A 14,920-nucleotide genomic window follows, 5' to 3' on the forward strand; every position below is an offset into this window, starting at 1 on the left:
ATGGAAATTCTTTTAATTGGCATTTTAACTGTTTTGGTTTTACCCTATATTTTACAGTTTGTTATAAAATTTAAATCTAACCAATCGAGTGATTTTTTAAAATCATTAGGCAACTGTTTTTCAAGTGGTTTTGATTTATTTGATTAAATATGGATTTAGAACAACTATTGAATAATTTTTGTATATTTTTGAGTGCAAATAAAGGTCTATCCCTAAAGACAGTTCAATCCTATGAAAGCGACTTAAAGGCATTTTGCCATCATTTTAAAACAAAACAGCTCAATGATGTTAATTTGTTTGAGTACGCAAATGTACTTAAAAAATTATACAAACCCGCTTCATTAAATAGAAAAATGTCAAGTATCAGAGCATTTTTAAAGTTTATAAGTAAAGATAATCATTTAAACCTTGATCTAAATAATATTAAAAATGTAAAAACATGCATTAAATTTGAGCAATTAATTGATTTTGAATCGTTGAAAATACTGTTTACAGATACAAGAAATGGCTTGATTTTATTATTTTTTTATGCAACAGGTTTAAGAGTTAGTGAGCTTATTAATCTAAAAATCAGCGATATATATTTTGATGCAGGCTTAATACGTGTTAACGGCAAAGGTTCTAAAATGCGTCTTTTGCCAATATCATACGATGTACTTGATAAGGTCAAAAATTATATTACAAACACAAGAAGTGTATATTTAAACCATTATTCAAAGGATTGCTTATTTATAAGCAAAAGAGGTAAACCTTTTACAAGAGCTGCAATTTGGAAAATAATAAAGTTAGAATCAAAGGCCAAAGGCTTTAATTTACATCCACACAGCTTAAGGCATTTATATGCTACACATTTGCTTGAAAATGGTGCTAATGTAAAGACTATACAAGAATTACTTGGCCATACAAGCATAACTACCACACAAAGATACACGTTTGTTAGTGATGAAGCTTTAAATAAAGCTTTTAAAGAAAGCGACTATTACAGGGAGTAACTATGAAGGTTATTACCTGCCACATTGAGCCAGATTTTGATGCAATAGCAAGTGCCATAGCTGCAAAATTACTCTACCCAGATGCTGTGCTTGTTTTTCCAAATTTGCCAAAGCGTTCAAAGAAAAATTTTCTTATCCAGTCAACAATATACGCATACGCCGATTTTCAAAAAGTGGATTTAGACAAAATTGACACGTTAATAGTTGTGGATACACACCAAAAGTCACGCATTGGGGATTTTGCTAAAATTGTTGACAAAGTAAAGGTTATCTGTTTTGATCACCACCCAGATGGAGATATAGATTGTTGTGAATTATACTTCGAAAAAACAGGTGCAAACACAACACAGGTTGTCATGAAGCTAAAAGAACGCAATATAGATTTTAGCGCAGAAGAAGCAACGTTATTTATGCTTGGAATATATGAAGACACAGGAAAATTATTATACCCTTCTACTACTGTAAAAGATTTTCAAATTTGTGCCTATTTACTAGAAAAGGGGGCAAAATTGGATATAGTTTCGAGTGTTTTAGAAGAAACTATGCAGGAAACTCAAGTGTATTTACTAAATGAGTTAATAAAAAATGCACGTATCTTTGAGTATAATAATATTAATATTGTGCTAAGTTTTGCTCAGCACAGTGATTATATTGGTGAAGTAGCAAATATAGTCAATACTTTTTTAAGCATGAAGAAGGCAGATGCCGCTATTTGCGTGTTTAGGATGCAATCGCGTATTTTTGTTATTGGCCGCTCTGTTAACAAGAAGGTAGATGTCGCAAGAATATTAAAAGTGTTTGATGGCGGTGGGCACACACTTGCAGCAAGCGCTACCGTAAAAGATTTAACTTTAATCGAAGTACTTGACGATGCAACATTGGCTATCAGAGAGAGTTTTTTTCATATAATAAAAGCAAGAGATATAATGAGTACACCTGCAAAATGCGTTGAAAAAGACAATAGTGTTGCTTATTGTAATGAAGTAATGGCAAAATATGGTATAAATTCTTTGATAGTTTTAAATAATGGTGAGCTTGTAGGTATTGCTTCAAGGCCAACACTTCAAAGAGCTATTTATCATAACTATGCGCAAGAACCTGTAGAAAAATTTATGGTGACTGATTTTTTTACCGTTAGCGAAGATGTGCCGCTTTCTACAATAAAGACAATTATTATTGACCAGAAACAGCGCATAATACCAGTAATTAAAGACGCAAAGGTAGTTGGCGTTTTGACACGAACTAATATTTTGAGTTTAATCAATCAGACTGACCAAAAGCTAATGCGTAAAGTTTTAAAAGTTGACTTGAAACTAAAAAACAAATTAGATGAAAAAATTTACAATTTTTTCAGAATTATTTTAGAAGTTAGCTTGAGGCTTAAAATGAAAGCATATGCAGTGGGCGGTATGGTTAGAGATCTTATTATGGATATGCCTATAAAGGATATTGACATTGTGGTTGAAGGTAATGCGATAGAATTTGCGAACGAATTCTCAAGACTTATAGAGGGAAAGCTTGTTACCCATAACGAGTTTAAAACAGCCAGTGTTATAAAAGATGGTGAAAAAATTGATTTTGCCACGGCAAGACAAGAATATTACGATGAAGTATCATCTGGTTTACCACATATTGAGGAAAGTTCTTTAAAACTAGATTTATATCGCAGAGATTTTACAATAAATACGCTTGCTATTAGTTTAAATGAAAATTTTGGAGAGCTCATAGATTATTTTGGCGGTATAAAGGATATCAAAGATAAAAAAATACGTATTTTACACAATTTAAGCTTTATAGAAGATCCCACAAGAGTTTTTAGGGCTTTGCGTTTTGCTGAAAAATTTAATTTTTTTTTGGGTCAGCAAACTGAAAAACTCATGAAAAATGCACTTAATTTGAGTGTTTTAAATGCCGTATCTAAAAATAGGTTATTTTTAGAGCTCAGCTTAATTTTGAAAGAAGAGAAAGTTGTGGAAATTTTGAAAAGGATAAATGAATATAAAATTTTTAAATATTTGCATAAAGAATTTTACATAGAAGAAAGCTGTTTTACATTAATTGAATCTGCAAAAGATTTTGTAAAAATGTGTACTTTTTTTTGTCCGATTGAGTTCAAAATAGAAGCTATTTACTTTTCAATATTAAAGTTTTGCTTTAGAAAAAAATTTAATTTAACAAACATACTAGGCGTAAATGATGAAAAAATCGAAAAGATTTATCAACAAATGCTAGAGATAAATATATTTTTGTCAAAAAAAAGAAATAACAGCGAAATTTATTTTTTTCTTAAATCTAAATTACTTGAATCTCAAATTGCTGCGTTTGCCATTAGTAAAAGCAATTCTGTCAAAAACTCTTTAGTTTTATACATAAGGGATTTGCAGTCTACAAAATCTTTTATTTCGGGAAAAGATTTAATTACGCTTGGATTTAAACCCTCAGAACAATTTGGCAAAATATTAAACGATTGTTTTGAAAAACAAATTGAAGGTAATTTTTCCAGTAAACAAGAGGCTATAGATTACATAAAAAGTAAATATTTAAATTGATTTTTACAATAATAATGCTATAATCACACACAAATATACGCAAATTTTGGGGGTTTGCAATGAAAAGTTACAATGTAGCAGTTGTTGGTGCAACTGGAGCCGTTGGCGAAGATATGATTAAAACACTGGAAGACTTCAATTTCCCTGTAAAAAAACTTTTGCCTCTTGCCTCAGAGCGTTCAATTGGCAAAAATGTTACTTACAAAGGTCAAGAGATACCAGTGGAAGTATTAAACGAAGAATCGTTTAAAGATATAGATATAGCTCTTTTCAGCGCTGGAGGCAGCGTTAGCGCAAAGTATGCGCCTATTGCTGCAAAATCTGGAGCTGTCGCTGTGGACAATACGAGTTACTTTAGAATGGATAAAGATGTACCACTTGTTGTGCCAGAAGTAAATGCAGAAGATATTGCTATGTATAAAAATAAAGGTATTATAGCTAACCCGAACTGCTCTACCATACAGATGGTTGTAGCGCTAAAGCCCATCTATGATAATTTCGGCATCAAAAGGATTGTCGTTTCCACATACCAGGCAACAAGCGGTGCAGGAAGAAGAGCAATGGAAGAATTAATTGACGAAACAAAAGCTTTTTTTGAATTTAAATATGAGTCATACAAGCCAAAAGTTTTTCCAAAGAAAATTGCTTTTAATTGTTTACCACATATAGATGTATTTTTAGACAATGATTACACAAAAGAAGAAATGAAAATGGTAAACGAAACTAAAAAGATTTTCCACGATGATTCAATGAAAGTTACTGCAACATGCGTTAGGGTTCCTGTTTTAAGGGGACACTCGGAATCTGTTAATGTTGAAACAAAAAAGACTTTTGATATAAATGAAGTTAAAGAACTAATAAAAAATGCTGCAGGTTGTGTACTTATGGATGATCCAAAAAGTCTAATCTATCCAACACCTATAGAAGTCAGTGGAAGAGGTGAGACATTTGTTGGACGCATAAGGAAAGATGAGTCAATTGAAAATGGTTTAAATCTCTGGGTGGTAGCAGATAATTTACTTAAAGGTGCAGCTTATAATGCTGTGCAGATAGCTCAGATTTTGATCGAAAAATACTTATAAAGGAGGCCTTTTATGCAAACTTTTAGTCCAAAAAACATACTTGTTCCTACAGATTTGAGTGAGAATGCTCAAAAAGCTATTGAGTACGCGCTTAGTTTGGCAAAAGCCTATGGTGCAAAATTGCACATTTATTATGTAATAACTGATTTACAAGCTGCACTTGGCTATGTGCCATCACTACCACTTGATAAAATAGAGGCTTCAATGAGACAGGAAGCAGAAAACTACTTTGAACATTTAAAAAATAAGATTTTGAAAGATTTTGATAATTTTGATATGCACATTGAAGTTGGAGATGCACCAAAAAAGATTGTTGAGTTTGCATCAACTAATGACATAGATTTAATAGTTATGGGTGCACAAGGCAAAAGTGCTTTTGAGCGATTTGTATTTGGATCAACTACGGAAAAAGTTTTAAGAATGTCAAAGAAACCTATTTTAGTGGTGAAAATGTAAATGACCATAGAGGAGTTTGAAAAAAAACAAAAAAAAATTGCAGTTGTAGGGCTTGGTTATGTTGGTTTGCCTCTGGCAGTAAGTCTTGCTAGATATTTTAGTGTAATTGGCTTTGATATAAATAAAAAACGTATAGATGAACTTAATAAAGGCTTTGATATAACAGGTGAAACCGATAGCAGTTCTATAAAATCACCAAATATTTTTTACACAAACGACGCATCTTTTTTAAAAGAGTCAAGTGTTATTATTGTTACAGTTCCAACGCCTATTTTAAAAAGCAAATTGCCAGATTTAAGCCTTGTTGAAAGCGCAAGCTATATTGTGGGTAAAAATTTGTCAAAAGGTACAATTGTTGTATACGAATCTACAGTATATCCTGGTGTAACGGAAGATGTATGTGTTCCAATACTGCAGAAAGCTTCAGGTCTAACTTACCTCAGTGATTTTTTTGTAGGTTACTCGCCAGAGCGTATAAATCCAGGCGATAGGGTCCACACACTTGAAAATATAACAAAAGTTATATCTGCTTCAAATGAAGAAAGTTTAGAAATTTTATCAAAAATATATGGTAAGATTACAAATATATACAAAGCCCCAAATATAAAAACAGCAGAAGCAGCAAAAGTTATTGAAAATACACAAAGAGATTTAAATATAGCTTTGATGAATGAATTAAGCTTAATTTTTCACAGGATGGGGCTTGACACAAAAGATGTCCTTGATGCAGCTGCCACTAAATGGAATTTTTTGAAATTTGAGCCAGGTCTTGTTGGTGGACATTGCATAAGTGTTGATCCGTATTATTTAACATACAAAGCTCAGGAATTGGGGTATTTGCCTCAGGTTATACTGGCTGGAAGAAGACTCAACGATTCTATGGGTTGCTATATTGCTCAAGAGTCAGTAAAGCTTATTATGCAAAAAAACTTAGGCCATAATTGTCTGATACTTGGCTTTACATTTAAAGAAAACATAAAAGATACAAGAAACAGCCTGGTATTTGATATATATACAGAGCTTAGAAACTTCAATATGAATATTGAGGTTTATGATCCATATGTTATAAAAGAAGAAGTAATATCACATTATGGCAATGTAGCACTTATAGATTTTTCAGAATTAAAACGCTATGATTGTGTGGTGTTAGCTGTAAAGCATGATGAATTTATAAAAGAAAAACTATGGCTTAAATGTTTGAAGGATAAATCATGTTTGATTGATGTAAAAAGCGTGATTGACAAAAAAGACTTACCAGACTCAGTTTATTTATGGAGGTTTTAGAAAGTGATTTTTGTACCAGGATGTGCTGGCTTTATAGGATTTTCTACAACGCTTGCCTTACTTGAACAGGGAAAGATATGTATAGGTATAGATAATCTAAATCAATACTACGATGTTAAAATGAAACAAAAAAGGCTATCTATACTAAAAGGTTATAAAAATTTTATATTTTACGAAGCAGATGTTGAAAACTTTGATACGTTAAAGCTTATATTTCAATTGCACAAGTTTGATAGTATAATAAATTTAGCTGCCCGTGCTGGCGTTAGGTACTCGATGCAAAATCCCTTTGTTTATTTATCTACAAATACACTTGGAACGCTAAATCTATTTGAGCTTGCAAAGCGTTTTGGCGTTGAAAAAGTTGTGCTTGCCTCTACTTCTTCGCTTTATGCGCAAGAGCAAATTCCATTCAAGGAAGACTATTGCGTTAATAAGCCATTATCAGTATACGCAGCTAGTAAAAAAGCAATGGAGGCGATAGCTAATTCTTATTACCAGCTATACGGTATAGATGTTACAATGCTGAGATACTTTACAGTATATGGACCATACGGTAGACCGGATATGAGCATATTCAGATTTATAAAATGGATATACGAAGAAGAGCCAGTCGTTATTTTTGGAGATGGTAGTCAAACAAGAGATTTTACATATATTGACGACGTTGTTAACGCCACCATTGGAGGCTTAAAAAAGGTTGGATGTGAAGCTTTCAATGTTGGTGGAAATACTTCTTATTCTCTTAATTATGTAATCGATCTTATAGAAAAAAACTTAGGCAAAAAGGCAAAAATCGTTCACAAGGAGTTTCATAAAGCAGATGTTTTAGCCACGCGTGCTGATTTTTCGAAGATCAAACAAACTCTGAATTGGGAGCCAAAAGTTAGCATAGAAGAAGGTATTAAAACTTTATGTAATTGGTATATAGATCAAGAGCAATTTTTAAAAGATATCGATATCCAAGAACAAGATAAATGAAACAAACAGAAATTAGTTTTGAGCAGGCTCTAAAGCGTCTTGAAGAGATTGCAAAAAAATTAGAAGAAGAAAATTTGAATTTAGATGATGCGTTAAAGTATTTTGAAGAAGGGATGAGATTATCAAAATTTTGCAACGAACAGCTTTCACAAGCTGAAAATAAAGTTAAGATAATAATGAAAGATAATGTACTAAAAGAGATGGAAGATTTTGAATGATAGATTACTATAGACAAATAATTGATTCCAAGCTAAATCAGTTTTGTAATGATCAAAATTTACATATAGATAATTTTAGAGGAGCTTTGTGCTATAGTCTTGTAAATGGTGGAAAGCGACTTAGAGCTATTTTAGTTTTAACTATAATAGCGCTAAAAAGGCAAGTTAGTGAAGATGATTACAAAATTGCTATGGGTCTTGAAATGATGCACGCATATTCACTAATACATGATGATTTGCCCGCGATGGATAATGCCCTACTTAGAAGAAATTTACCTACCAATCATATTGTTTTTGGTGAAGATCTGGCAATTTTGGCTGGTGATGGTTTAAATACAAACGCATTTTATATGATTTCAAACACAAACATAGCACCCGAGAAAATTGTTAAGATAGTTAAAACATTATCTAAAAAAACAGGTATTTATGGTATGGTTTTAGGTCAGGCTGCAGATATTCTCTCAAGCAAAAACAGATTGAATAAACCACAAAAATGGCTTGTTAACTTTATACATAAAAATAAAACCGCAAGGTTTTTGCAATCATGCTGTGAAATTGGAGCAATCCTATCTGACCAGGATGAAAAAATTTTTTCAAAATTCGGTTTGTATCTGGGTATGTCTTACCAGATCATAGATGATTATTTAGATATAGTATCTGATAAAAAAGTTTTGGGCAAAGATAAAAAGGATATTGATAATAACACACTTACATACCCGAAAGTCTATGGTATTAAAAAAAGTCTTAATCTGGCAAATAAACTCAAAGGTTTGGCGATTGATGCTGTAAAAAATATACAAGGTCATGAAAGATTAATTGAATTAGCTGAATTTATTGTAAAAAGGGTTAGTTAGATGACAAAAATTGAAAGAAAGACAAAAGAAACGGATATTAAACTAGCTTTGAATATTAGTGGTACTTCACAATATAATATTGATACAGGCATTGGTTTTTTTAATCACATGCTCGAGACATTTTCAAGACACAGTGGTTTTGATTTAGACATAAAAGCGACAGGCGATATTGATGTTGATTATCATCATTTAGTAGAGGATGTTGGTATTGTGTTGGGTCAAGCATTTTTTGAAGAAACAAGGAAAGCTACATTTAAAAGGTTTGGATATAGTATAATACCTATGGATGAGGCTTTGGTATTATCAAGTGTTGATTTGGCAAACAGGGTTTATTTAATGTATGATTGCCAGGTAAGTGGAACTATATTAAATTTTGATATAGAGCTTATTGAAGAGTTTTGGAGAGCATTTGTAAGTAATGCCCGTATTGTGTTACATATAAAACAACTTGCTGGTTACAATAAACACCATATTGTTGAAGCTGCATTTAAATCAGTTGCTCATAGCTTAAAAATAGCCTGCACACCTTCAAGCGAAATTTTATCAACAAAACTTACGCTTTAGATGAAAACCATAGCTTTTTATACCTTTGGGTGTAAAACAAATCAATATGAAACGCAATTAATGATTGAGTCTATTGTTAATCAATATAAAGTTGTTGATAAGTCAACTAAAGCGGATATTTATGTTATTAATTCATGTGCAGTTACAAAGTCTGCTTCGGATCAATCAAGGCATGTTTTAAGAAAACTTCAAAGGCAAAACCCAAACTCACATATTGTTTACACTGGTTGCGATAGTTATCTAATTAACGAAAATGATTATTTTGATGCAAGCAATGTACATATTGTAGGCAATAAGTACAAATACGATATATTAAGTGCTATCAAGTGTAGTATAGATACATCTTTATCAACTAAAACATACAATATAGACAAAATTGTATCTTTCTGGAATAAAAGCCGTCCATTTGTAAAAATTCAGGAAGGCTGTAATAATTTTTGCTCTTATTGTGTTGTAGCTCATTTAAGAGGTATTCAAAGATGTAAAGATTCTTCTTTAGTTATTAAAGAAATAGAGAACTTTGCAAGTCAAGGATTTGGCGAGATAGTGCTAACAGGCACAAACATAGGCTCATATGAAAATTTAAAAGAGCTGCTTAAAAAAATCGATTCACTAAAGTATAATTTTAGAATCAGGTTAAGCTCAATTGAGCCTATGTATGTTGATGAAGAGCTTATTGATATAATAGCTCAAGGAAAATTTGCAAAGCATTTGCATATACCTCTCCAATTTGCAAGTGATAGAATACTTAAATTGGCACGCAGAAACTATACTACTTATGATTTTGAAAGAATTGTAAATTATGCTTCAAAAAAAGGCATATTTGTAGGGACAGATATAATTGTTGGTTTTGAAGAAACTGATGAGGATTTTTTAGCTACATACAAATTTATTGAGAATAATGATATTGTGTTTGCGCATATTTTTACATATTCTCATAGGCCTTTTACAAAAGAAGTTTCAAATTACGTAAATAATAATACTTTAAAAGAAAGATCAAATAAACTAAAAGAACTCATAAATATTAAGTTCAGACAAAAAATGCAACAATTTGTCAATAAAAACACACAAATTGTTGTCCAGCAAAAGCGCACCTTTGTTCAAAATAATGAGTACAATTTTGCTATTGCAAGTCAATATTTTAAGGTCTTGACAAAAATAGAAAAAAAAGGCTTAATTGAAGGTAAGATAACTAACTTTGATGGTGTTTATGCGTATTTTGAAAGATAGAAATTTTAAAGACGGCAAAGATAAGATTATTTTTTTGGGTACAGCGGGCGGAAGATTCAGTGTTTTTTACCAAATTCGCAAAAGTGGTGGAATCTGGTTTCACTTAGGCGGTAAAATATTTGTTATAGACCCAGGACCTGGTGCTTTAGTTTCAGCGTTAAAAAATAAGATTAACATGTCCAAGATTGATGGTATTTTTTTAAGTCACAGACATCTAGACCACTGCGCAGATATTAATTCTATAATGGAATCAATGGTAATATCTGAAAAACGCACCAGGTATTTGTTTGCACCATCTGCAGCATTGGACGAAGATCCTGTAGTTTTGCAGTACAATAGAGACAAATTCAATATACTTTACTTAAAAGAATATACAGACTATACTATTGGTGATCTTAAAATTTCCACAAAATTAACACATCTGCATACAACACCAACATTTGGCGCAGTATTTAAATCAGATAATTACTCATTTGCATATATTGCAGATACTTTGTATAGCGATCAATTACCTATGGATTATAGGGCCGATGTAGTTATTGTAAATACAGTTTTTAAAAAACAGATGCCAGGGTATATGCATTTAGCTGCAAGCGATATGTATAACTTTTTGGAAATTTTTAAACCAAAAGTATTGATTTTAACACATTTTGGTATGGGTTTTTTAAATGAAAGCCCTCATCTTGTTGCAAAAGAAATATCTCAAAAGACAAATACAAAAGTAATTGCAGCATGGGATAATATGATAGTGGAGTTAGAAAATATATGATAGCAATAATTGCTAACCCAAAAGCCCGTAGATTTTCAATTAATAAACTTATGCAGATAAAAAAAATGCTTAACCTTTCGTTTAAAAAAGTAGATATATACTATACTAACAAATCGTATGACGGTTTTACAATTGCAAACAATATCAGTTCCAATTATGAAATTGTGTGTTCTTATGGTGGTGATGGTACATTGAATGAAGTGATAAACGGGATCGTAGACAAAGAAGTAAAACTTGGCATCTTGCCTTGCGGCACTTCGGATGTTTTTGCGCTTGAGCTTGGTATATCAAGAGATGCCATTGAAGCTGTAAAAAGACTTTTAAATCCAAAATATATAGATGTTCATTTAGGTAGGTTAAATAATAGATATTTTGTTTTAATGGCAGGAGTAGGAATAGATGCCGCTGCAGTTTTAGATGTTAATCATAGGTTAAAAGAATACTCAGGAAAAATTTCTTATATTTTAAGCGGTATAAAAAGCGTAATGAAATTTGATAAGCAAATTAGTGTGCAAACTCCTTTGGGTGAAAAAACTTGTTACAGTCTTATCGCATCAAATGCTAAAAAGTACGGCGGTAATTTTTCTGTTTTTAATAAAGCAAATTATTTAGAAAAAAATTTATATATATGTTTGTTTTATAGCAAAAAGAATTTACTTGGTATAGTAAAATCTTTGATTGGATTGTTGCTAAATATTGACTCAAAGCTGTATGAGTGTTTTATTGCCAATGAAATTTTTGTTAAAACTGATTCTATACCAATTCAGGTAGATGGTGATTTTGCAAACTTTACTCCGGCACATATTAGTGCAAGCAAAAAATGCATAAAAGTTATTATTTAAAGTAAGACCGTACGTATATTTACTTAAATATAATTATTTAATAACAATTAAAGTTTCTTTAATAGTATGAAAATATCTTGATTTTTCATGATTTTAGTTTATACTCAAAGCTAGCCATGTGGCTTTAAAATAAAAGGCTACTGTCAATTTGAGTAGGAAGTATGCTGTTTTGGGTTCGGATTAGAACAGGAAACAAAATAGTTTTTATATCTGGTGCTTTGTAGTTTTTGATGTATTTATTGGTTTATTTTTATTGTTTTTAATAAAAGTTGAGATATTAGCTAGGAGATTTCATGATAGGTAGTTTTTTAAAAAAGGTTTTTGGAACACAAAATGAGAGAATTTTAAAGAGTATTGATCCATTTGTTGTAAAGATTAACGAAAAAGAGTCCACTTATAAAAATATGAGTGATGAGCAGCTCAAATCTGCTTACAAAAAGCTTCAAATTGATTTTGAGAGTGGAAAGTCATTGGATGATTTGCTTGTTGATTCATTTGCCATAACCAGGGAAGTTGCAAAAAGGACACTTTCTCTTAGACACTTTGATGTGCAGCTTATTGGCGGTATTATTTTGCATCAAGGCAAAATAGCTGAGATGAAAACAGGCGAGGGTAAAACGCTTGTTTCTACTCTACCGATTATACTCAATGCACTTACTAAAAAAAATATGCACCTTATAACTGTAAACGATTATCTGGCAAAAAGAGATGCTCTATGGATGGGGCCAATATATAAATTTTTAGGTCTAAATGTAGGTGTTATTCAACAGGAAAACAAATCTTATTTAGTTGAGTTTGAAAGTAAGGAAACATTTAAAACAAAACTTGTGCCTTGCGAACGCAAAGATGCATATTTGGCAGATATTACTTACGGTGTAAATAGTGAGTTTGGGTTTGATTACTTAAGAGACAATATGGCGTATTCTAAAGATGAGTGGGTACAACGAGGTTTCTATTATGCTATTATTGATGAGGTAGACTCCATTTTGATTGATGAAGCCAGAACACCACTTATTATATCAGGTCCAAGCGGTACACCCACAAAAGTTTACTATGAAGTAGATAAAGCCATAAGTCAGCTTACAAAAGATGATTACGAGGTTGACGAAAAGCTTAAGACCGCTGTTTTAACAGATAAAGGCGTAGAAAAAATCCAAAAACTTTTACGCCTGGATAATCTATACGATAGTAAAAATATAGAAACAATCCATATTGTAAATCAATCACTTAAAGCTCATACATTATTTTTAAAGGATAGAGACTATATAGTAAAAGATGCAAAGGTCATAATTATAGATGAGTTTACTGGCAGAATGATGCCAGATAGACGCTATTCCGATGGCCTTCACCAGTCTATAGAAGCAAAAGAAAAGGTTAAAATTCAAGAAGAGTCGCAGACGCTTGCAACTATTACCTTTCAAAACTACTATAGAATGTACGAAAAGCTTTGTGGTATGACAGGTACAGCAGATACAGAAAGCAGAGAATTTAAAGAAATTTACAATTTAGACGTGGTAGTTATACCAACAAACAAATCTATGGTAAGGATAGATAGACAAGACTTGATATTCAAGACGCACAAAGAAAAAGTTAATGCCATAGTAAACGAAATTAAAACACGATACGAAAAAGGGCAACCTGTACTTGTAGGCACAACAAGTGTTGAAAAATCAGAAGAGCTGCACAAAATTCTTACTAAAATTCGCATACCACATATGGTATTAAATGCAAAACATCATGAGAAAGAAGCTGAAATTATTGCACAGGCAGGCAAGAAAAAAGCAGCGACTATTGCTACAAATATGGCTGGGCGCGGTGTTGATATTAAAATTGACGAGGAAGTAGCAAAACTAGGGGGTTTATTTATTCTAGGCACAGAGCGTCATGAATCAAGAAGGGTTGATAACCAGCTAAGGGGCAGGTCAGGCAGGCAGGGCGATCCTGGGGAATCCAGGTTTTTTTTGTCATTGGAAGACGATTTGCTTAGGATATTTGGCTCAGAACGAATTCAAGTTATAATGGATAAGCTTGGTATAGCTGAAGGAGAGGCCATAGAGAACAAATTTGTTACAAGAGCTGTTGAAAATGCACAAAAGAAAGTTGAAGAATACAACTTTGATATAAGAAAACATCTGCTTGATTACGACAATGTAGCTAACACCCAAAGAAGTGTAATTTATAAGCAAAGAAAAGAAATTCTTGAAAGCGAAAGCATTAAAGATACAATTTTTGATTTCATAGACGACGTAATAAGTTCAACGGTAGATAATTATCTTGAAAATCTTATTGATTTAAAATCACTAAAAATAAAATTTAAGCAAATTTTTAATTTAGAGATTGAAATTGACGAAAAAGAAAATGATAGAGAAAAAATATTTGAGTATTTACGAGATCTCGTAATGAAATCTTATAAAGAAAAAGAAGATATTTTACAAGATCAGATGCGAGAACTTGAGAAAAATATATTACTTCAAGTTTTGGACTCTGCTTGGCGCGAACATTTAAAAAACATGGATGCTTTAAGAGAATCGATTGGACTTAGAGGATATGGACAAAGGGATCCTTTGGTAGAATACAAAAAAGCTTCTTTTGAGATGTTTGAAGATATGATAAACAATCTTAAAGAAGATAGTTTATCAACTCTTTTCCATTTAAAAATTGTATTTGATAATTAAGACACCTTTCTCAAAAGACTTGATGCTCTATATTAAAGGAAAATTTATATGCAATAGTGCTTTTGTTGACAAGCGCTGTACATATGATAAGTGTTCTTTACAAAACATGTTTTCTATGATATTTAAGAAAAAGGATTTGTTATTATTTGATTACAGTTTATTAAAATGGGAAGGTTTAAGTAGTGAGCAAAAAATGGTTTATGAGTATTTAAAAACTTCTGATGTAGTCACTTATAAAGCTTTAGGTGAAAAATTTGGTTTTCATCAAAGAAAGATTGCTTATTTAATGAAAGTCAATCCTTTTGCATATGTTATTCCATGTCATAGAGTGATTGCGAAAAACTCACTTGGTGGCTACAAATTTTCTATTGAACTTAAAAAAGAATTATTAGACTTTGAAAAAAATACATAAGGAGTTTTTGGG

Annotated in this window: 15 protein-coding genes; all 15 read left to right on the forward strand. The window is 31.7% G+C overall.

Going from position 1 to position 14,920, the window contains the following annotated elements; translation table 11 throughout:
• On the forward strand, positions 1-147 hold the full coding sequence (locus ACP5FO_RS00930; RefSeq protein ID WP_428105856.1) for a hypothetical protein: 147 nt from the start codon (positions 1-3) through the stop codon (positions 145-147).
• A gap of 2 nt (positions 148-149) precedes the next feature.
• Positions 150-992, forward strand: coding sequence for a tyrosine-type recombinase/integrase (locus ACP5FO_RS00935; RefSeq protein WP_428105858.1), 843 nt, complete (start codon positions 150-152; stop codon positions 990-992).
• 2 nt (positions 993-994) lie between these two features.
• Positions 995-3,541 carry a CBS domain-containing protein gene (locus ACP5FO_RS00940; RefSeq protein ID WP_428105860.1) on the forward strand — a complete coding sequence of 849 codons (2,547 nt, stop codon included), beginning with the start codon at positions 995-997 and terminating at the stop codon, positions 3,539-3,541.
• A 59-nt stretch (positions 3,542-3,600) separates the two neighbouring features.
• Positions 3,601-4,623 (forward strand): aspartate-semialdehyde dehydrogenase, encoded by a 1,023-nt coding sequence (locus tag ACP5FO_RS00945; RefSeq protein ID WP_428105862.1) that lies wholly within the window; start codon positions 3,601-3,603, stop codon positions 4,621-4,623.
• 12 nt (positions 4,624-4,635) lie between these two features.
• A complete protein-coding gene (locus ACP5FO_RS00950) occupies positions 4,636-5,079 on the forward strand; it encodes a universal stress protein (protein WP_428105865.1) in 444 nt (147 codons plus the stop codon).
• Positions 5,080-6,363 carry a nucleotide sugar dehydrogenase gene (locus ACP5FO_RS00955; protein WP_428156872.1) on the forward strand — a complete coding sequence of 428 codons (1,284 nt, stop codon included), beginning with the start codon at positions 5,080-5,082 and terminating at the stop codon, positions 6,361-6,363. It begins immediately after the preceding gene.
• 3 nt (positions 6,364-6,366) lie between these two features.
• Entirely contained in the window at positions 6,367-7,344 is a 978-nt protein-coding gene (locus tag ACP5FO_RS00960) for a GDP-mannose 4,6-dehydratase (RefSeq protein ID WP_428105871.1), read from the forward strand.
• The gene (gene xseB / locus ACP5FO_RS00965; RefSeq protein ID WP_428156873.1) at positions 7,341-7,562 is read left to right on the forward strand and encodes an exodeoxyribonuclease VII small subunit; all 222 of its coding nucleotides are present in this window, start codon (positions 7,341-7,343) and stop codon (positions 7,560-7,562) included. Before ACP5FO_RS00960 ends, xseB begins: the two co-directional genes overlap by 4 nt.
• Positions 7,559-8,416, forward strand: coding sequence for a polyprenyl synthetase family protein (locus ACP5FO_RS00970; RefSeq protein ID WP_428105875.1), 858 nt, complete (start codon positions 7,559-7,561; stop codon positions 8,414-8,416). The genes xseB and ACP5FO_RS00970 overlap by 4 nt, the downstream gene beginning before the upstream one ends.
• Positions 8,417-8,980, forward strand: a complete 564-nt coding sequence (gene hisB, locus ACP5FO_RS00975) for an imidazoleglycerol-phosphate dehydratase HisB (protein ID WP_428156874.1) — start codon at positions 8,417-8,419, stop codon at positions 8,978-8,980.
• Entirely contained in the window at positions 8,981-10,210 is a 1,230-nt protein-coding gene (locus ACP5FO_RS00980) for a MiaB/RimO family radical SAM methylthiotransferase (protein ID WP_428156875.1), read from the forward strand.
• Positions 10,191-10,979: an MBL fold metallo-hydrolase gene (locus ACP5FO_RS00985; RefSeq protein ID WP_428156876.1), complete on the forward strand. Its 789-nt coding sequence runs from the start codon at positions 10,191-10,193 to the stop codon at positions 10,977-10,979. Before ACP5FO_RS00980 ends, ACP5FO_RS00985 begins: the two co-directional genes overlap by 20 nt.
• A complete protein-coding gene (locus ACP5FO_RS00990) occupies positions 10,976-11,821 on the forward strand; it encodes a diacylglycerol/lipid kinase family protein (protein WP_428156877.1) in 846 nt (281 codons plus the stop codon). The genes ACP5FO_RS00985 and ACP5FO_RS00990 overlap by 4 nt, the downstream gene beginning before the upstream one ends.
• A 293-nt stretch (positions 11,822-12,114) precedes the next feature.
• Positions 12,115-14,496: a preprotein translocase subunit SecA gene (secA, locus tag ACP5FO_RS00995; RefSeq protein WP_428156878.1), complete on the forward strand. Its 2,382-nt coding sequence runs from the start codon at positions 12,115-12,117 to the stop codon at positions 14,494-14,496.
• A 115-nt stretch (positions 14,497-14,611) separates the two neighbouring features.
• Entirely contained in the window at positions 14,612-14,908 is a 297-nt protein-coding gene (locus ACP5FO_RS01000) for an MGMT family protein (RefSeq protein ID WP_428105899.1), read from the forward strand.
• Positions 14,909-14,920 lie beyond the last annotated feature (12 nt).

The sequence above is a fragment of the Desulfurella sp. genome, from assembly GCF_049977265.1.
Classification (GTDB): Bacteria; Campylobacterota_A; Desulfurellia; order Desulfurellales; family Desulfurellaceae; genus Desulfurella.

Bases quoted from the DNA above. Each gene is read 5' to 3' on its own strand.
- ACP5FO_RS00930 (WP_428105856.1), top strand. From the start codon at position 1: ATGGAAATTCTTTTAATTGGCATTTTAACTGTTTTGGTTTTACCCTAT.
- ACP5FO_RS00935 (WP_428105858.1), top strand. From the start codon at position 150: ATGGATTTAGAACAACTATTGAATAATTTTTGTATATTTTTGAGTGCA.
- ACP5FO_RS00940 (WP_428105860.1), top strand. From the start codon at position 995: ATGAAGGTTATTACCTGCCACATTGAGCCAGATTTTGATGCAATAGCA.
- ACP5FO_RS00945 (WP_428105862.1), top strand. From the start codon at position 3,601: ATGAAAAGTTACAATGTAGCAGTTGTTGGTGCAACTGGAGCCGTTGGC.
- ACP5FO_RS00950 (WP_428105865.1), top strand. From the start codon at position 4,636: ATGCAAACTTTTAGTCCAAAAAACATACTTGTTCCTACAGATTTGAGT.
- ACP5FO_RS00955 (WP_428156872.1), top strand. From the start codon at position 5,080: ATGACCATAGAGGAGTTTGAAAAAAAACAAAAAAAAATTGCAGTTGTA.
- xseB (WP_428156873.1), top strand. From the start codon at position 7,341: ATGAAACAAACAGAAATTAGTTTTGAGCAGGCTCTAAAGCGTCTTGAA.
- ACP5FO_RS00970 (WP_428105875.1), top strand. From the start codon at position 7,559: ATGATAGATTACTATAGACAAATAATTGATTCCAAGCTAAATCAGTTT.
- hisB (WP_428156874.1), top strand. From the start codon at position 8,417: ATGACAAAAATTGAAAGAAAGACAAAAGAAACGGATATTAAACTAGCT.
- ACP5FO_RS00980 (WP_428156875.1), top strand. From the start codon at position 8,981: ATGAAAACCATAGCTTTTTATACCTTTGGGTGTAAAACAAATCAATAT.
- ACP5FO_RS00985 (WP_428156876.1), top strand. From the start codon at position 10,191: ATGCGTATTTTGAAAGATAGAAATTTTAAAGACGGCAAAGATAAGATT.
- ACP5FO_RS00990 (WP_428156877.1), top strand. From the start codon at position 10,976: ATGATAGCAATAATTGCTAACCCAAAAGCCCGTAGATTTTCAATTAAT.
- secA (WP_428156878.1), top strand. From the start codon at position 12,115: ATGATAGGTAGTTTTTTAAAAAAGGTTTTTGGAACACAAAATGAGAGA.
- ACP5FO_RS01000 (WP_428105899.1), top strand. From the start codon at position 14,612: ATGATATTTAAGAAAAAGGATTTGTTATTATTTGATTACAGTTTATTA.